The organism is Polaribacter sejongensis, assembly GCF_038024065.1.
GTDB classification, from domain to species: Bacteria; Bacteroidota; Bacteroidia; order Flavobacteriales; family Flavobacteriaceae; genus Polaribacter; species Polaribacter sejongensis.
On the sequence record NZ_CP150667.1, the window covers coordinates 1628399 to 1649836 of the forward strand.

The 21438-nt window shown below is 32.3% G+C and carries 7 protein-coding genes; all 7 read left to right on the plus strand.

Translation table 11 applies throughout. From position 1 onward, the window contains the following. Positions 1–254: 254 nt before the first annotated feature. A complete protein-coding gene (locus tag WHD08_RS06760; protein ID WP_340833654.1) occupies positions 255–9452 on the plus strand; it encodes an Ig-like domain-containing protein in 9198 nt (3065 codons plus the stop codon). Between the two features lie 460 nt (positions 9453–9912). Continuing rightward, a complete protein-coding gene (locus WHD08_RS06765) occupies positions 9913–10272 on the plus strand; it encodes a hypothetical protein (protein WP_208888750.1) in 360 nt (119 codons plus the stop codon). Positions 10273–10718: 446 nt separating this feature from the next. Next, a complete protein-coding gene (locus WHD08_RS18620; RefSeq protein WP_422894401.1) occupies positions 10719–10865 on the plus strand; it encodes a T9SS type A sorting domain-containing protein in 147 nt (48 codons plus the stop codon). Positions 10866–11899: 1034 nt separating this feature from the next. Next, positions 11900–13111 (plus strand): RsmB/NOP family class I SAM-dependent RNA methyltransferase, encoded by a 1212-nt coding sequence (locus WHD08_RS06770; protein ID WP_208888749.1) that lies wholly within the window; start codon positions 11900–11902, stop codon positions 13109–13111. Positions 13112–13198: 87 nt separating this feature from the next. After that, on the plus strand, positions 13199–15391 hold the full coding sequence (locus tag WHD08_RS06775; protein ID WP_208888748.1) for an endonuclease: 2193 nt from the start codon (positions 13199–13201) through the stop codon (positions 15389–15391). A 63-nt stretch (positions 15392–15454) separates the two neighbouring features. Further along, positions 15455–17530, plus strand: coding sequence for an endonuclease (locus WHD08_RS06780; RefSeq protein ID WP_208888747.1), 2076 nt, complete (start codon positions 15455–15457; stop codon positions 17528–17530). A 157-nt stretch (positions 17531–17687) separates the two neighbouring features. Further along, on the plus strand, positions 17688–21380 hold the full coding sequence (gene purL, locus WHD08_RS06785; protein ID WP_208888746.1) for a phosphoribosylformylglycinamidine synthase: 3693 nt from the start codon (positions 17688–17690) through the stop codon (positions 21378–21380). The last annotated feature ends 58 nt before the right edge of the window (positions 21381–21438 follow it).

Genomic DNA, 21438 nt, shown 5'->3' on the forward strand with positions numbered 1-21438 from the left:
GGCCAATTCATGCTCTAAAGCATGAAGTAGCTATTGGACAAGAATTAGCCATAAAAAAACAAATTCTCCTTATAGAATAGTAATTCATTTTAATCTTTAGAGATAAAAGTGACTTTTACTTTTAGACAAAACCTATTATAGGTTCTTGTTTAGAATAATTGTTCTCGCTTTTAAATTTCTTATGTGGTTAAATGTAGCAATCTGCAATAAAATGTGCTGCAAATTTAAAAATCAAAGTTATCAAAGTAAAATATATGAAAAACAAATACTTATTTGTAAAAGGGTTAATTATATGTAATTTCCTTTTCTTTTTTATCACAAATACTCAAGCGCAAACTACACCTACAAACGCAATAAGCATTAAAGAAGGTGTCAGTTTTCAATGGGCTAGTGATCAAACTAAAAGAACAGATGCCGCTAACATAAAAAGTTTTACGGTAGATGGCACAGTGTTTGATTTATTCGCAGTTCCTTCAGGTTATCAATTAACCCAATTAGGGCCAGATGGTCAAGGTCAAAATGCCATTAAAGAAAATGGTAAAACACCTATATCAGGTAGTGGATCTAATTCAAATTCTTCAGTAAATGGATTTGGAAGTGATGCTTGGAATACAGCAGCCTTAGCAGCTTTTAAAGATAAAAATTTAAACCACTATTTTACATCTAGTAAAAACGGAAGAAATCTTAATTATAAATTTGATGCAGAAATAACTACAGATGCACAAAGACAATCATTGTTATATGCTCCTGCAATTCCTTCTAATGAAGGAGCAATTGTAGCAATTACAGAGCGAAACGCTAACAACGCTTACCATATTGAAGTTTTTGGTATACCTTCTGCTGGTGAAAAAGAACAACCTTTAGGAGAAACTTTTGTACGTGCAAATTCTATTACTGAACGAGGTCATGGTGGTACAGGTAGCGGTACTGGCGATAACATAGGTACTGAGGGAACTGTAAAAGAGCCAAGTGAAAATTCAGATTATTGGTTATCAGACCGAGTTGTAGAGAATAATGGAACGATAGGGATTGCCTTATTTTATTTAAGTGAAATAGCTCCTATTGGCTCTAAAATTACTAGAGTTCAATTAACTGCTGCTACAAGAGATCATGGTGATGGAAAATTTTTCATACTTCAATCTTATGCTACGGACTCTCAAGAAGAAATTATTTGGAACCAAACTTTTTTAAATGGTGATGTTACAACTAACAATCAAGTACCAGATGGTTCTACTTACAGTAATATTTCAACCCCTAGTAACGGTACTTTAGTGTTTAATGCAGACGGTACTTATGAGTACACACCAAATACAAATTTTGTAGGAGTAGACACTTTTAAATACCAAGTATGTTTACCAGTTCCAAATACAGCAACTTGTGACACTGCAACAGTTACAATTACTGTTAGACGTGATTCTGATGGTGATGGCGTTCCAGATTACTTAGATTTAGATAGTGATAATGATGGTATTTTAGATACTGTAGAAAGTGGTGGAAATGATCCTTATGGAGATGAAGACAATGATGGTATATTTAATTACCAAGATAATGAAGATAATGGAAATGGTGGACCAGGTGGTACTACAGACTATACAGACACAAATAATGACGGTATACCTGATGTTTATGATTTTGACGGAGACGGAATTCCTAACCATTTAGACTTAGATTCTGATAACGATGGTATTACTGATGTTATAGAAGCTGGTGGAACAGATAACAACAACGATGGTAAAGCAGATGGAGATGTAAATGAAGATGGTATACCAAGTTCAGCAGGATCAGGGTTAGTTCCTACTAATTCAGATTCAGATAATCTTCCAAATTTCTTAGACTTAGATTCTGATAATGATGGTATTTATGATCTATTAGAAGCTGGTGGAACAGATACAGATAACAACGGAATAGTTGACAATTTAAGTGACTTAGACAACGATGGCTTAGCAGATATTTATGATGACACTTGTGAAATACCAGCTATTCCAGGGAGTACATTCTATGCTACAGCTATTACAGATTCAAGACATTTTACAAACACTAGTAATACCATAGGTAATCCTGGTACTACTTTTGCTACAGGTCCTTCTACATATCCCGGATCAAATCCTTATTATATTATTTTTGATTTTGCAGAAACAATACCTAATGGTGCAGAAGTAACATTTTATTTAGGTGCAACTACAACTTCAACAAAATTTCAAGTAAGGCAGACTAACAAACCTAGTTTTAGTCAAGATGAAGGAAGTAATTTTAAAGAATTCACCAATATTAACACAAGTGGTCCTAGTACTTACACTTACACTACAATTGGAGAATCAGAATATCTAAAAATACGAACTTATGAAACTAACGAAGCTCGTATATATGGAGTAAAAGTTACTATAACAGGTACAGACGCAATATCTTGTAAAGGTACTGGCTTAATACCAAGAGAAACAACTCCTGGTACACCAGATTATATAAATAAAGATTCAGATGGAGATGGGTGTTCTGATGTTAAAGAAGCTCGTTTTACAGATGCAGATAATGATGGAGAAATAGACGGTACAGGTATTTCTACCTCAGGTACAGTCCTTGGTAGCGATGGTTATACAGGTACAACTTCTGCTGTAACAGATAGTTCTGATAACGCTACTTGTTTAGATACAGATGGTGATGGTGTTCCAGATTACTTAGATTTAGATTCTGATAATGATGGTATCCCAGACTCAGTAGAATACAGCGATTCTGCAAATTGTTTTGAAGGCTCAGTTTCGGGTATAAACGAAATAGCATTAAACCCTTATACAACAGGTACAAACTTAGCTTCACAATTACCACTAAAAGGTCTTTCAAACGGATCCTTTGATGTAGATGTTGCTTTAAATGGTAGTGCGTATTTAACAGATAATGGTGTTCAAATAAATACAAATGATGCTATTGGAGAACACATATATTTTCAACCTAAAGGAACAGCATATTTATCTACAGGAAATTATGCAACGATAACAATAACATTTCCTAAACCAGTTTCTGGGTTATCTTTTAAAGTAGCAGGAGTAAATGGTCATGATTATTATGAGATGAATGCTTCTTATAATGGTTTGCCTAAAACTGTAGATAATTCTAATTTCACTAATTTTAATCCAAATAACTTTAGCGATAGTGATGGTTGGCAATTTGTAGAACCAAACCAAATTGTAGGTCACCAAAATGGTGGTGGAACTGATGTTACAGAAAACACTTTCACTTTTTCAGTAGATGGTTTAGTAGATACGATTACAATAAGAACAGGTAAACAACAATCTAACCAAGATGGTAATAACAGTACAGTAACTTCTGCAATAACCTCAATGAATTTCTGTCCACTAACAGATACGGATGGAGATGGTATTCCAGATTATTTAGATTTAGATTCAGATAACGATGGTATTCCAGATATCGTAGAAGCAGGTGGTATAGATACAAATGGTGATGGATTAATAGATTATCCAATTGCAGGAGACCCTACAAGTATGGTCGATTTAGATGGAGATGGTTTAGCAGATATGTACGATGATACAGATTCTGCAGGAAACACACCTAATTGGGTTGCAGGAACACCAATTGCCAATCCAGATTCAGATGGAGATGGTATTAAAGATTACTTAGATTTAGATTCAGATAACGATGGTATTCCAGACCTTGTAGAAGCAGGTGGTATAGATACTAACGGAGATGGGCGGGTAGATAACACTACAGATATTGACCAAGATGGTCTAGCAGACATTCATGACGAAAACGCTTCTAACGGACCTGGTGCTAGTGGTACAAATGGTACAGCTCTTATTAAAACGGATGCAGCAGGTAACATGATAAGTGGAAATGATACTTCTATTGATACTGATGGTGACGGAATTCCTGATCACTTAGACTTAGATTCAGATAATGATGGTATTCCAGACTTAGTAGAAGCTGGTGGTGTAGATACTAATGGTGACGGACGTGTAGACACAAATTTAGATGCAGACAAAGATGGACTTGCAGATATTTATGATGAAAATGCTTCTGATGGACCAAGATTAGATGGTATAAATGGTACAGCTCTTGTAGAAACGGATGAAACAGGTAAAATGATAGGTGGAGATGGTACTTCTATTGATACTGATAACGACGGAATCCCTGATCATTTAGACTTAGATTCAGACAATGATGGTATCCCCGATTTAATAGAAGCAGGTGGTATTGACACAGATAAAGACGGGCGTGTAGACTCAATTTTAGATGAAGACAAAGATGGTTTAGCAGATATTTATGATGAAAATGCTACAGATGGACCAGGGGCAGGTGGTACAAACGGTATTGCTCTTGTAGAAACTGATACTACAGGTAAAATGGTAAGTGGAAATGGTGAATCTATCGATACAGATAGCGACGGAATTCCTGATCATTTAGACTTAGACTCAGATAATGATGGTATTCCTGATATTGTAGAAGCTGGAGGTGTAGATACTAATGGTGACGGTAAAGTAGATGACATAAACCCAACAACAGGAAAACTTATAAATGATTTAGACGGCGATGGTTTAGATGATCTTTATGATGTAAATAGCGGTACATATACCAATGCAATTACATACCCAGACTCAGACAAAGATGGTATTCCAAACACCAAAGACTTAGATTCAGATAACGATGGTATTTTAGACGTTATAGAAGCAGGTGGTATAGATGAAGATAGAGATGGTAAAGTAGATAATTGGGTTGATATTGATAACGACGGTTTTAACGACCTTGTTGATGGAGATGTTGGTCAAGACGGCATAGCAGAAAACAAAGACAACGCTTTAATAATTACAGGTAAAGATACAAATGGAGATGGTAAACCAAACTCATATCCAAGTAAGGATTATGATGGAGACGGTAAATTAAACCATATAGATATCGATTCAGATAATGATGGTATACCAGATAATATAGAAGCACAAACAACTAGTGGTTATATAGCACCAAGCAATCCTGATGGAGCAATGTTAGACACTAATAAAAATGGTGTAGACGACAACTACGAAGATGGTAATATTATTGGTTTGATCCCTGTAAACACAGACAATAAAGATAATCCAGATTACTTAGATTTAGATTCAGATAATGATGGGATTCCTGATATTGTAGAAAACGGTGATCCTGCAAATAATGTAATTTTAGACATCAATGCAGATGAAGATGGTGATGGCTTAAATGATATTTTTGACGATAACAATGATTCTGAAAACTCAAGAATTACAGTAAATGATGGATCAAGTGCACAGAAAACTGTAACTACACCAAGTGAATTAGATATTGCCTTTGGAGATGAAGATAATGACTTCCCTGGAAACGGAGATCTAGATTATAGAGACATTAAAGACACGGACAACGATGGTGTTCCAGATTTTTATGATTTAGATGATGATAACGATGGTATTTTAGATACAGATGAAGGTTGTGGTAACTTAATTATAAATGGAGATTTTGAGCTTCAAGATTTTTCAAACGCATCTGAATTTCCAAACGGAGGAACAGATAATTATGGTACATTTATAGGAAAAGGATTAAACACAAACACTTTAACAGGTTGGTCTTATACACAAAACCTAGACGGATGGGTTGGAGGACAATCTCCATATTGGTCAACTAGTAATTATGCAGACGCTTATAGCGGAAACCAATACATAGATGTTCTTGGTAATAATGATAAAACTGATGGTGTAAGCAATATTCTCTCACAAACTTTTTCTACAGTACCAGGTAGTGAATATACACTAACCTTTTATTGGGGAGAAGATATTGGTCATGAAACAGGACAGTATGTTACTTTAAATGTAAAAGTAAAAGACGCTTCTAGTTCTAATATTTTGAATAAAACATTAACCGCAATAGCAGAAGGTGCTGTAAACGGAGTTGTGGGGCCTAAAAAATGGTATCGTTTTACTACAGTATTTGTAGCTACTACAACAGAAACATCATTAGAGTTTCAAGCATCTCCTCCTGTACCAGGTTCTATAGGAATTGGAGCTGCTCTAGATTTAGTAAGTATTTTTCCAAACAATTGCGAAGACACAGATAATGACGGAATACCTAATTCTTTAGATTTAGACTCAGATAATGACGGGATACCAGACTTAATTGAAGCTGGTGGTATAGATACTAATGGAGATGGATTAGTAGATAATATCAATGCAGACGGTACTCTTGTAAACGACACAAACGGTAATGGATTAGACGACCTTTATGATGCTGATGTTGCTGGAGGTAATAATCTAGAAAACTTAGATACAGATGGAGACGGCATACCAAATAGCATGGATTTAGACTCAGACAACGATGGTATTCTAGATATTATTGAAGCTGGAGGAACTGATGCTAATAGAGACGGTAAAGTAGATACTATTAATGCTGATGGTACACTAACCACAGACACAAACAATAATGGTTTTGATGACGCTGTAGATGGGGCTATAAATTCAAGTACACCTTTAGTAATAACAGGTGAAGATACAGACGGAAATGGAAAACCAAATACATACACAAAAGGTGATGAAGATAAGGACAACATTCCTAACTTTTTAGACATTGATGCAGATAATGACGGTATTCCTGATAATATAGAAGCACAGACAACTATTGGATATAAAGCTCCATCTGGTATAGCTACAGGAATAACAGATACAAATAATAATGGTGTAGATGATATTTACGAAGATGATAATAAGATTGGTTTGATTCCAGAAAATACAGATGGTACAGATAATCCTGACTATTTAGATTTAGATTCAGACAATGATAATATTCCTGATATTGCAGAAAACGGACACCTATTAGATGTTGCTTCTGGTAAAGATGATGATAATGATGGTTTAGACAATGCATTCGACGATAATGATGACTCTGATATTGCAGGATCTACAGTAAATGATGGATCAGGAGATGGTGATAAGGTAACCAACACAAGTATTTTAGATACTTCTTTAGAAGATGCATTTGGAGATGAAGACAATGATGTTAATACTGGTGGAGATTTAGATTATAGAGATATTCCAGAAGCTGCTAATGTTATGATAACGCAAGTATATCACCTTGGAAATGAAAAATGGATAGAAATTACTAACATAAGTGCTTCTACAATTCTTGCAAATAGTGTGAAAATTCATTTATTTAAAGATAAAATAGGAGATCAAACAAATATTGCTCCTAATGCTTCTTACATTTTAACAACTCCTTTACTTGCTGGGAAATCAGTATTATTTAGAAACTCGAGTAATACTCTTACTCCAGAATTAGTAACAGGTAGAACAATTGTAGATAATGATGCATTAACAGATTTAGATGATACTATTAACGATATCATTATATTATCTGCATCTAATGGAGTTTATTCTTGGGATCATAGATATGATGTTGTTTCTAATGTTACTAACAACACTTCTGTTGTTAGAATAGACGAAAGTTTAACAACAAACAAAGATTATAACGCAAATGATTGGGTAGTATTTATAGATGATGCAATAACACCATTTCAATTAGTAGGAGAAACAGATGTTACAGGAACTAAAAGGCACCCTCAAGATCCTTTAATCTCTGAAATTACATCTTCTAATGTAGAGTCTAATACTTTATTAGGATTACATAGAATTGATATTACTACTTCAACAAATAGTAACAATGTTTATACAAATGGATATCCAGATAGATCTCGTTCAGTAGTAATTGATCAAAATTTCGAACATTCTGAAGATAGATTAAGTGCTAGAAAATTAAAAGTAAATGCAAGTAAAAAACTAACAGTAACAGACCAATTATTAGTAGTAACTAATGATATTACTTTAGATGGAGATATTCGTTTAGCAGGTACTTTAGCTCAATTAGTACAAACACATACAGGTACAAGTACAATTACGAGCTCTGTTTCTGGAACTATGGGGAACCTTTTAGTAGATCAAAACTCAGAAATACCAAGTTTATATAGATATGGTTACATGAGTTCTCCTGTTAATTCTGGCGTAAACAACTACACAATAGAAGGTGTATTAAGAGACGGTACTGCCCCAAGTAATCCAAAGGAAATTACATTTATTGATGGATATGATGGTTCATTTACTAGCACAGGTATTTCACTAGCTGATTACTGGATATACACCTATGCACCTGGATCTGATGGTAGATCTGATTGGGCACATCAATATAAAAGTGGTACTATAAACAGAGGTGAAGGTTATATTTTTAAAGGCCCTGGAAGAGCACAGAATTATACATTCTCTGGTACGCCTAACGATGGTGATTTTAGCACAACTTCTAAAATAGCTTCAGGAGAAAGTTATTTAGTTGGTAATCCTTATGCTTCTGCTATGAATACTAAGAAATTTATACAAGATAATTATGCGCATACTACTGGGACACTTTACTTTTGGGAACATCATGAAAGTGAACTTGGTGAAGGAAGCGGAATCGATGGTCACATATTTGGTGGTTACATTGGTGGATATGCAACCATAAACTACGTTACAGGAGTCGCAGCAGATAAAATAGAAGGTGTTAGTGTTAATGATAATAACGGAACTTATGGTTTAGGTGATCAAGAGTACAAAGAGCCGCTACCCTATATAGCAATAGGTCAAGGATTCTTTATTGAAGGAGACAAAGCAGGTGGTGCTCCAATTGTTTTTAACAACAGCCAAAGAGCTTACGTTACAGAGGGAGATGAATCTGTATTCTTTAAAACAAGTCAAAAAAGTAGCAAAACGACTAGTACAGCTAACTTGTTACCAATTATTAAACTAGGTTTCGAATACAAGAACACAGAGGAAACATTACTTCACCATCAAATAGCAGTTTCTTTTCAAGAAACGAACTCATTTGATTTTGACAAAGGATATGATTCTAAAGTTTACGGAACTGCTAATACAGACATCTACTGGAAATTCCCTAATGATGATAACAACTATGTAATTGCAGGTGTACAAGGAATATCTAATGAGTTAGAAGTACCTTTAGAATTAGTAATGGATTATTCTGGACAAGTAAACTTAATGGTAGATGAAATTCAAAATATTTCTAGAGACATCTATATTACAGATAAACTTACAGGAACTTCTTATGATGTTAAAAACGAGAAAATAACTTTAACTTTAGAAAAGGGAGTTTATACAGATCGTTTTGTACTTAATTTTATAGAAAATGCTGCACTTAGTGTAGATGACGAAATTTTATCAACATCTACAAATATTTATGCAGACAATGAAAACCACAATATTATAGTTTCTAAAGATGGTGATGTAGAAATCAATAAAGTAGAGATGTTTGATATTCTTGGTAAAAAAGTAAGTGTTTGGGAAATTAAGGAACAAAAAAATACGTACCAATTAGAAATCAAGAAGCAAATACCAACTGGTATTTACATTGTAAAAATGAATACTAATAAAGGTGAAACAAACAAAAAGGTTATTATTGAGTAAACACAAAAAATAACGATATTAAAAAAAGCTGAATAATGAAATCATTATTCAGCTTTTTTTATTCTTTTTTTATAAGTTATTATAATTAAGAAACATGATAATCCACAACACCAAAAAAAAACTAAATACTCAATAAAAAACTCATTTTATTGAATAAACATAATAATTAACAATTATTTAATAATTTACAAGATAATAATTAGCAAACCCAAAATTATTTCTTTACTTTTAAAATAGTATTTATTTAATATAATCCCCCAACAAATGAATAACACTAGACATACACAGAAATTATTTTTTAAAATCTTCTATTTTTCTAAAAAACAATATCATAAAGTACATAAAAAAGAACTTATCTTTTTTATGGTGTTTATTTCTATCCATCTTCTATAACACTAAAACTTTTGCCTATACTTTTTAGTCCTATTTAATATAATATTTATTTTAATCCCCCTAAAAAATGAATAACACTAAAAACACCCAGAAATTATTTTTAAAAAAAATCAATTTTTCTAAAAATCAACATCATAAAGAAGATAAAGCCTACAAGAAAAGAATTATCTATTTAATCGTATTTCTATCCGTTTTCTTAAATACTAATTTTTTTGCCAACCTAGTACCAAATAGAGAATCATCATCAGAATTATGTAAAGACCCCATACCTAAAGAAGGCTTTTATAATAATACTTTTAAAGATTACAGAAGCGACAAAACTGTATTAACAAAAACTAATAAATTATTACCAATACTTAAATTAGGGTTTGAATATACAAATACAGAAAACTTAAGGTTACATCATCAAATAGCAATATCTTTTTAAGCAACAAATTCATTTGATTATGAAAAAGGTTACGATTCAGAGTCATTTATCAACAATGAAACTGACATCTATTGGAAATTTAAGAATGATCATAGGAAATATGTAATTATTGGCGTACAAGAAATTTCTGATGACTTAGAAGTTCCTTTAGAAATTACAATGGGGTATTCTAAAGGTAGATAAAATTCAAAATATTTCTAGAGAAATTTACATAAAAGATAAACTCACAGGAAATTCATATAACATAAAAGATGGAAAATAAACTTAACTTTAGATAAAGGTATCTGTTCTCATCGTTTTGTTTTAGCTTTTAAAGAACCTACCATACTTTATCTAGATAAGAATGCACTAATTAAAGAAACTATTATTTATGCTGATAATCAAAATAAAAATATTGTTATTTCTAAAAATAAAGAAATAACAATACAGAAAATAGAACTTTTAATATACTTGGTAAAAAAACAAGCTTTTGGAACATTACAGAACAGAAAAACAGCTACAATCTAGCCATAAAAAATCAAATATCAACAGGACTATACATTGTAAAAATTTATAGTAACAAAGGTACCATAAGCAAAAAAAAAAATCAATAAGATATAAAACAGCATGAAGAATATTAACTAAATCTTACTAATGAAACCATTATTCAGCTTTCTTTATTTGTTTTTCCTTCAATAATTTTTTGAATTAAAATGAGCATTAAATACCACAAGTATTTAATTTGATTATTTTTAAAAACATTCTTTTATTAAATTCATAATAGAAATCTAATTTTTAAAAGAATGTATAATAATTAGTTAAAACAGAAAGTTTTATAACCTAAAAACAGCCAAAAACAAATTATATTTTGTTATATTTGAGAGAATCTTTATTTAATTTAATCCCCTAAAAAAAATGAATAACACAAAATATACTGGAGAAATATTTTTTCATATATATAGTTTCTATAAACTTAATACTTCACAAACTTAGAAGTCAATTATTTAATACTAGCTCTTTCTATCTTTATTAAAGACCTCTGTTCTAAATCCTTTTTTTCAGCCTTTAAGGAAGGAAAAGTACTCGGTGTAGATAATGATGCTCAGGTTAGAGAAAAAACTATCTATGCAGGTAAACAAAAAAAATGTTATTTCTAAAAATCAATAGGCATTTATATTGTAAGAATAAATACTGATAAAGCTACAATAACTAAGAAAGTTTTATTTTGAAAAACAAATGAGATACTCAATCAATAACTAAATAAACTAATTAAAAATGATTGCACTACTAATTCAAACTCCACCAATTAGTCCACCTCCACCTCCACCAGGATTAGAAATAGATACAGGTATTTTAACACTAGCTATAATAGCCATATTATATGGTTTTTTCACAATAATAAGAGCTAGAAAATATATTTTAAATAATCATTAAAAAAGGAAAAGTTAAACTTAAATAAGTTTAACTTTTCCTTTTTAACATAATGGATTGTGCTCACATATATAAACAATTGTCTGTAATAAAAAAGCACAAACCTTTATAAAAACTATTTAACATTAATAAAATAAAGCCATAGTTAAAAATGAAGTAAAACTACTGATTGGTACCGCATATTTTGTACATTTGTGCCCTATATTCAAATGAAATAATGAGATTACACAGAAACTTAACTTTTGCTGTTATTGACAGCATCAGAGATATATTTAATGAAGGTGTTTATGCAGATAAAGCTGTAGAAAAAGCTTTAAAAAGAGATAAACGTTGGGGAGCAAGAGACCGTAAATTTGTTGCAGAAACTATTTATGACATCGTACGTTGGAATAGGTTATACGCAGAAATTGCAGAAGTAAAAGCTCCGTATGACAGAGATAATATTTGGAGATTGTTCTCTGTATGGTGTATTTTAAGAGGAATTGCTTTACCAGATTGGAACCAAATTGGTGATGTACCAGAAAGAAGAATCAAAGGACGTTTTGCGGAATTATCTAGAACTAGAAAATATAGAGAATCTATTCCTGATTGGATGGATGAAATGTGTGCTAAAGAATTAGGCGAAGAAATTTGGACCAAAGAAATTGCAGCTTTAAATGTACAAGCAAGTGTAATTTTAAGAACCAATACTTTAAATATTACTAGAGGAGTTCTTCAGAAAAAATTAAAAGCAGAAGGTGTAAATACAGAATTTGTACCAAATCATCCTGATGCCTTAATTTTACCAGAAAGAGCCAATGTTTTTAAAACGGAAGCTTTTCATAGTGGTTATTTTGAAGTTCAAGATGCTTCATCGCAACTTGTTGCTGCCTATTTAGACGTAAAGCCAGGTATGAAAGTTATTGATACCTGTGCAGGTGCTGGAGGTAAAACCTTGCATTTATCTGCTTTAATGGAAAATAAAGGTCAAATTATTGCCATGGATATTTACGAAAGTAAATTGCGTAAATTAAAAGTGAGAGCCAAAAGAAACAAAGCACACAATATAGATATGCGCGTAATTGACTCTACAAAACCTATTAAAAAATTACAAGGTAAAGCAGACAGAGTTTTAATTGATGCTCCTTGTTCTGGTTTAGGTGTTATCCGTAGAAACCCAGATTCTAAATGGAAATTACAACCAGAATTTATAGAAAATATTAAAAAAATTCAACAAGACGTTTTACAACAATATTCTACAATGGTTAAACCAGGTGGAAAAATGGTGTACGCTACGTGTTCTGTATTACCATCAGAAAACCAAGAGCAAGTTAATCATTTCTTAACATCAGATGCAGGAAAAGATTTTACCTTTGTATCAGATAAAAAAGTGTTAGCGCATATTTCTGGTTTCGACGGATTTTATATGGCACTTTTAGAAAGAAAATAATACAACAAAGGGTTATATTTATTGCTGATGTAACCCTTAAATTGCTGAAAAAGAAAGTATTTATTTTTTAACTTAATTTTATATTACATGGTAAAAAAACTACTTCTTTTTATTTTTATTACATCAACTTTAATTTGTTTTTCTCAAGAACAATATTATTATAATGTAGATTTAACCTTAACAGGGATTCAACTAAAAGATGAATTAGCTACAAAAATTATTTCAACTCACACAAGAACATTAGAATACACAAGTGGAGGACCAGATGTTTGGGATGCTACCAAAGCAACTGATGAATATACAGCAAATACAGATAAAGTTGTTTTGTTTTATGGTTGGGAAGAAAGCAGAGATCAAGATGAATCTAACGACAGAACTCGTGATAAAGACTTGCAAGATTGTGGTGAAAATTGTGATAATTTTGTTTGGAATAGAGAACACGTTTTCCCTAAATCTTTAGCAAACCCAGTTTTAGACACAGATATTCCTGGACCTGCTACAGATGCACATCACTTAAGAGCTGCAGACAGAACACGTAATTCTGCGAGAAACAATAGAAAATACGGTAGAGGTTCTGGAAATTCAGGCTTTTCTACAGATACTTTTAGTGGATTAAGCGGTGCAAATACACCTGCCTGGTATCCTGGAGATGAATGGAAAGGTGATGCTGCAAGAATGATTATGTACATGTATTTACGCTATGGAGAGGTTTGCTTACCAACGGCTGTTGGTGTTGGTAGCACAGAATTTACTCCTGATGAAATGATTGACTTATTTTTAGTTTGGAATGCAGAAGACCCTGTTTCTGATATAGAAGTAGCTAGAAACAATTATCATGAAGATACTAGAAACTATGCCGCACAAGGAAACAGAAACCCTTTTATAGATAACCCTTATTTAGCAACAAGAATTTGGGGAGGAACTACTGCAGAAGATAGATGGGGATTATATTCAGGTAGCGATACAGAAGCACCTACAACTCCAACAGATATTACTTTAAATAATATTTCTTTAACAACGATAGACCTTTCTTGGACACCCTCTACAGACAATGTAGAAGTATCCGGTTATAATGTATATGTAAATGATGTTTTAACAGCACAAACATCTAATACAAGCACAACAATAGAAAATTTAAAAACAAATACTTCTTACAGTTTTACAGTTGCAGCAAGAGATATTATTAACAATTTATCTGATGTAAGTGCAACAGTAAATGGTACAACTTTACAAGATATAGAAGCTCCTACTACTCCATCAAATGTTGTTATTAGTAACACTTCAGACTCTTCTTTTAAAGTGACTTGGTCTACTTCTACAGATAACAATGCTGTAGCAAGTTATGAAGTTTATTTAGACGGAACTTTTAAAGCATCTACAACAGATCTTTTTTATACAATAGTTGGTTTAAGTACATCTACAACATACACCGTAGAAGTTTTAGCAAAAGATGTTGATAGTAATATATCTGCAAAGAGTAATGCTGTAAATGCAATTACAACAAATGGAACTTCCAACGGAATTACAGAATTATTTATTTCTGAATATGTAGAACCAATTAAAGCAAATAACAAAGCCATAGAAATTGTAAATTTATCTAGCTCTACAATAAGTTTAGTTGGTTATAGTTTACAAAAACAATCTAACGGAGGTGCTTGGGTAGATGATTTTAGATTAGACACAGGAGACGTTACAAGTATTATTCCTAATGATGTTTTTGTAATTACAAATGCAGATGTATCTGATGAGCACCTTATAGCAGAATCAGATTTATCTGGTCCTATAACTAACGATGCTAATAATTATGGTTCTCCATTAAACTTTAACGGTAACGACCCGGTTGGTTTATTTAAAAATGGTGTTTTAATTGATATTATTGGAGAAGAGGGCAACGGTAATGATCATATAAAAGACAAAACCTATAAAAGAAAAAGTGAAATTTCTGTACCAAACACCGCATATACTACTAGTGAATGGGATGTTTTACCTGCGGAAACTTTTGATGGTATTGGTAGTCATACATCTACTTTAAGTACAAAAATAAACGTTTTTGAATCTTTTAAAATGTTTCCTAACCCAACAAATGGAAACTACGTATACTTTAGTGTTACAGAAGACGCAACTATTAATATTTACAATGTTTTAGGAAAATTAATAAAAACATCAGAAGTTACAAAAAGTAAAAACAACATTGATATTTCTGAACTATCTAGAGGAATTTATTTACTTAAAATTAATTCCGGTAAACAATTTATCATCAAGAAATTAATAAAAAAATAATACAATTACACTTTAACAGAAACCATTTATTTTAAACAGATCGTTTATTTAATTATTACAACCATGAAAAAAAATCTACTTTTATTATTACTTTTTTTAACAACTATTATTTCTGCTCAAGAGCAATATTATAATGGTGTTAATCTAAACCAAGAAGGGTTAGCTTTAAAAGAAGAGTTAGCTAATAAAACAATAGCCGCTCATACAAACATACTATCTTATGGTTGGCCTGCTTTACAAGCAACAGATGTAAACCCAGAAAATGATCAGGAAGTACTCTTAATATATGGATATACAGATTCTACAACTGGTACAACTTCTAGAAGAAGAGGTATAGATGACCACGGAGGTGATTCTGATGAATGGAACAGAGAACACGTGTATGCTAAATCTTTAGGTACACCTAATTTAGGCACTTCTGGTCCTGGAGCAGATGGACATCATTTACGTCCTTCTGATGTTGGGTTTAATAGTCAAAGAGGTAGTTTAAAATTTGCTGACGGATCGGGAAATGCTGGTACTGTTTCTGGTGGCTGGTATCCTGGTGATGAATGGAAAGGTGATGTTGCAAGAATTATGATGTATATGTACATTCGCTATGCAGATCAATGTAAACCAACAGGAGTTGGAATTGGTAGCACTGCTTCTACTCCAGATGATATGATCGATTTATTTTTAGAATGGAATGTAGAAGACCCGGTTTCAGATTTTGAAAGACAAAGAAATACGTACCACGATTCTAGAGAACAATATGCACAAGGAAATAGAAACCCTTTTATAGACAATGCCTATTTAGCAACAAGAATTTGGGGGGGAGATGCTGCTGTAGACTCTTGGGGAATTTATACATCTAATGATGATAAAGCACCAACAGTACCAACAAATGTTGTTTTAAATAACATTACAACTTCTACTATAGATGCAACTTGGTCTGCTTCTACAGACAACGAAGCTGTAACAAAATATGAAGTTTATGCCAACGAAGATTTAAATGGAGAAACTGCTACAACCAGTTACACATTAACTAATTTAAACCCAAACACTACATACGCTATTACAGTTTTAGCCAAAGACATTGCAAATAATGGATCTGCTCAATCTACTGCTGTTAATGCAACTACTTTAACAGACAACACTCCTCCAACAATCCCAACAAACGTTACTATTAGTAATATTTCTGGTACAAGTTTTAAAGTAAATTGGAACGCTTCTACAGATGATACTGCCGTAACTGGTTATGAAGTTTATTTAGATGGAGTTTTTAATGGAACAACTACAAATACAAATTACACAATAACAGGTTTAACTATTTCTACAACCTATAGTGCAACTGTTTTAGCTAAAGATGCAGCAGATAATAAATCTGCACAATCTACAAGTGTTAGTCAAACAACTACAGATGGTTCTGCTGTTGCTAATGAATTATTTTTCTCTGAATATGTAGAAGGTGGTAACTATAGAAAAGCAATAGAGATAGTTAATCTTACAGGTAGTATTGTAGACTTATCTATCTATTCTATAGCCAGACAATCTAAAGGTTCTTGGGAAACTCCTCTAGCTTTAAGTGGCTTTTCTTTAAGTACAGATGATGTTTTTGTAATTACAAATAGTTTTACAGAAAATGAAAAATTAAAAGAAGAGAGCGACTTAGGAATACCAAACCAAACTCCAATGACTTTTAATGGTGATGATAGAATTGGTTTATTTAAAAATGGTAATCTAATAGATATAATTGGGGATCTAGATGGAACATCTAATTTTGCGAAAGATGTAACACTTAGAAGGTTATTATCTGTAACTAATCCAAATACTACGTATACAACTAGTGAATGGGAAGAATTACCTAAAGATACTGTAGATGGAATTGGAATTTACAATTCTGCCACTGCAGATGTAAATTCTTCTATCTTTAACTCTTTTAAAATGTACCCAAACCCAACAGACGGTAATGCCGTTTATTTTAAAATAACAGAAATTGCAGAAGTTAACGTTTACAATGTTTTAGGTAAGTTGATAAAAAAAGCAACTATAAACTCGAACAACAATAGTATAGATACTTCAAATTTAGCTAAAGGAATATATTTAGTTAAAATAAATTCTGAGAATCAATCTATTACAAAAAAATTGATAAAGAATTAATTACCAAATTATCATTAAAAAAGACTGCTTCGGCGGTCTTTTTTTTTGGTTTATAACCTGGTGAATAACTCCTAAATTTCAGTAAATTAAATCATTAGTATTAAATTGAAAAAAAGTAAATTTGCAATTTACAACAACACCCAAATAAAACACGATAATGATTCATTTCTTTGGAAATATAAACAGCAAAGTATTCGCTGTTCAAACATCAGAAAAATTAACTACAGAAACTATTGCTAAATTGACTTGGTTATTTGCCGATCAACCAAAAATAGAAGAAACAACAATAGATGCATTTTTTGTTGGACCAAGAGCCGCAATGATTACGCCTTGGAGTACCAATGCTGTTGAGATTACTCAGAATATGGGGATTTCTGACATCATTAGAATTGAAGAATTTACTGCATCTACAGAAGAATTTTCTGATTTTGATCCAATGATTTCTGAAAAATTTAATGGTTTACATCAAGATTCATTTACTATTGAAATTCAACCAGAAGCAATTTTAGATATTGAAGATATTGCTGCATACAATGTACAAGAGGGATTGTCTTTAAGTGATGAAGAAGTTGAATACTTAGAAGGTGTTGCTACTAAAATAGGAAGAAAATTAACAGATTCTGAAGTTTTTGGTTTTAGCCAAGTAAACTCAGAACACTGTCGTCATAAAATATTTGGTGGAACATTTGTAATTGATGGAGAAGAACAACCTACTTCCCTATTCAATATGATAAAAGAAACGTCTAAACAATTTCCGAATGATATTGTTTCTGCATATAAAGATAATGTTGCCTTTGTAAAAGGGCCTAAAGTGGAACAATTTGCGCCTAAAACGGCGGATAAACCAGATTTTTATCAAACTAAAGATTTTGAATCTGTAATTTCATTAAAAGCAGAAACACACAATTTTCCAACAACTGTAGAGCCTTTTAATGGAGCAGCAACAGGTTCTGGAGGAGAAATTAGAGATCGTTTGGCTGGTGGAAAAGGTTCTTTACCTTTAGCAGGAACAGCAGTATATATGACTTCGTATTCTCGTTTAGAAGCTTCTATAGATTCAGTTAAAAATACAAGATATTGGGAAAATAAATTTGAAGCTAGAGATTGGTTATACCAAACTCCAATGGATATTTTAATAAAAGCATCTAATGGAGCATCAGATTTTGGAAACAAATTCGGACAACCTTTAATTACAGGTTCTGTTTTAACTTTTGAACACGAAGAAAACTCTTCTGTAAGTGACTCACCTGCAAGAAAACTTGGTTTCGACAAAGTAATTATGCAAGCTGGTGGAATTGGATACGGAAAAGCAGACCAAGCTTTAAAAGACACGCCAAAAGAAGGCGATAAAATTGTAATTCTTGGTGGTGAAAACTACAGAATTGGAATGGGTGGAGCTGCCGTTTCTTCTGCAGATACTGGAGAGTTTGCTTCAGGAATCGAGTTAAACGCAGTACAACGTTCGAATCCAGAAATGCAAAAACGTGCTGCAAATGCAGTTCGTGGAATGGTAGAAAGTGAAGAAAATTTTATTGTTTCTATTCATGATCATGGAGCTGGTGGACATTTAAATTGTTTATCAGAATTGGTAGAAGATACAGGTGGTAAAATCGATTTAGATGCTTTACCTGTTGGAGACCCTACTTTATCAGCAAAAGAAATTATTGGTAACGAATCTCAAGAAAGAATGGGATTGGTAATTGCTGATGAGAATTTAGAAACTTTACACAAAATTGCAGATAGAGAACGTTCTCCTATTTACGATGTTGGTGTAGTTACTAGTGATGATCGTTTTACTTTTGAGTCTAAATCTACAGGTGTAAAACCAATGGATTTAGCATTAGAAGATATGTTTGGTTCTTCGCCAAAAACGGTTTTAACAGATAAAACTGTAATCAGAAAATATAAAAATCCTCGTTACAAAACGAAGAATTTAGAAATCTATTTAAAACAAGTTTTACAGTTAGAAGCTGTGGCTTGTAAAGATTGGTTAACAAATAAAGTAGACCGTTGTGTGGGTGGTAAAGTTGCCAAACAACAATGTGTTGGTCCATTACAAATTCCGTTAAACAACGTGGGTGTAATGGCGTTAGATTATAAAGGTAAAGAAGGTGTTGCAACATCAATTGGCCACTCTCCTATTTCTGCATTAATTAGTCCAGAAGCTGGTTCTAGAAATGCAATTACAGAATCTTTAACCAACATCATTTGGGCACCTTTAAAAGACAATTTAAAAAGTGTTTCACTTTCTGCAAACTGGATGTGGCCTTGTAAAAACGAAGGAGAAGATGCTCGTTTATACAAAGCTGTAAAAGCGGTTTCAGAATTTTCTATTGGTTTAGGAATCAATGTTCCTACCGGGAAAGATTCTTTATCAATGAAACAAAAATATACAGATGGTGAAGTTATTGCGCCAGGAACTGTAATTATATCTGCTGCAGGAAACTGTAATGCAATTACTAAAGTTGTAGAGCCTCTTTTACAAGTTAATGGTGGAAATATCTATTATATCAATATTTCTCAAGACGAATTTAAATTAGGTGGTAGTTCTTTCAACCAAACTTTAAATGCGATTGGAAATGAAGCTCCAGATGTTACCAATGTTGAATATGTAAAAACTGTTTTTAACACGATTCAAGATTTAATTAAAGCGGATAAAATTACTGCAGGACACGATGTTGCTTCTGGTGGATTAATTACCACTTTATTAGAAATGTGTTTTGCAGATGTAAATTTAGGAGCCGATTTTAACATCTCTTCTTTAAAAGAAGAAGATCCTATTAAAGTATTATTTTCAGAAAACTCAGGTATTGTTTTTCAAGCAGATGCTTCTGTAGAAAATATTTTATCAGAAAATAATATTGAATTTTTCAATATTGGTTCTGCAAACAATTCAGGAACAGTTACAATTAAAAACAACGAAGATAATTTCTCTTTTGATGTTACAGAAATGAGAGATGTTTGGTATAGAACTTCTTTCTTATTAGATCAAAAACAAACCGCTAATAATTTAGCACAAGACCGTTTTGATAATTATAAAAATCAACCTTTAACGTATAAATTCCCAGAGAGTTTTATTGGTAAACTTCCTATAATTGGAAAAGACAAACCTAAAGCTGCAATTATCCGTGAAAAAGGTTCTAACTCAGAACGTGAAATGGCAAATGCAATGTATTTAGCTGGTTTTGACGTAAAAGATGTACACATGACAGATTTAATTTCTGGTCGTGAAACTTTAGAGGATATTCAGTTTATTGGTGCCGTTGGTGGTTTTTCTAATTCTGATGTTTTAGGTTCTGCAAAAGGTTGGGCCGGAGCATTTAAGTACAATGAAAAAGCAAATACAGCTTTAAAGAATTTCTTTGAAAGAGAAGATACATTGTCTGTTGGTATCTGTAATGGTGCACAATTATGGATGGAATTAGAATTGATTAACCCTGAACATAAAGTTCATGGAAAATTAGGTCATAATGATTCTCAGAAGCATGAAAGTTCTTTTACTTCAGTAAAAATTCAGGAAAACAATTCAGTAATGTTATCTAGTTTAGTAGGAACAGAATTAGGTGTTTGGATTTCTCATGGTGAAGGTAAATTTAACTTACCAGAATCTGAAGAAAACTATAATATTGTTGCCAAATATGGTTACGCAGGATACCCGAATAACCCAAATGGATCTGATTTTAACACAGCAATGATGTGTGACAAGTCTGGAAGACATTTAGTGACAATGCCTCATATTGAGCGTTCTACTTTTCAATGGAACTGGGCCAATTACCCAACAAATAGAAAAGATGAAGTTACGCCTTGGTTAGAAGCATTTGTAAATGCTAAAAATTGGTTGACAAAATAATTTATTTAAAAAAGTAGATCAAAAGGGCTTTTTTAAAGCCCTTTTTTTGGCTCTAAAA

Coding starts and splice junctions, on each gene's coding strand:
- WHD08_RS06775 (WP_208888748.1), top strand. CDS start 13,199: ATGGTAAAAAAACTACTTCTTTTTATTTTTATTACATCAACTTTAATT.
- purL (WP_208888746.1), top strand. CDS start 17,688: ATGATTCATTTCTTTGGAAATATAAACAGCAAAGTATTCGCTGTTCAA.
- WHD08_RS06780 (WP_208888747.1), top strand. CDS start 15,455: ATGAAAAAAAATCTACTTTTATTATTACTTTTTTTAACAACTATTATT.
- WHD08_RS06760 (WP_340833654.1), top strand. CDS start 255: ATGAAAAACAAATACTTATTTGTAAAAGGGTTAATTATATGTAATTTC.
- WHD08_RS06765 (WP_208888750.1), top strand. CDS start 9,913: ATGAATAACACTAAAAACACCCAGAAATTATTTTTAAAAAAAATCAAT.
- WHD08_RS06770 (WP_208888749.1), top strand. CDS start 11,900: ATGAGATTACACAGAAACTTAACTTTTGCTGTTATTGACAGCATCAGA.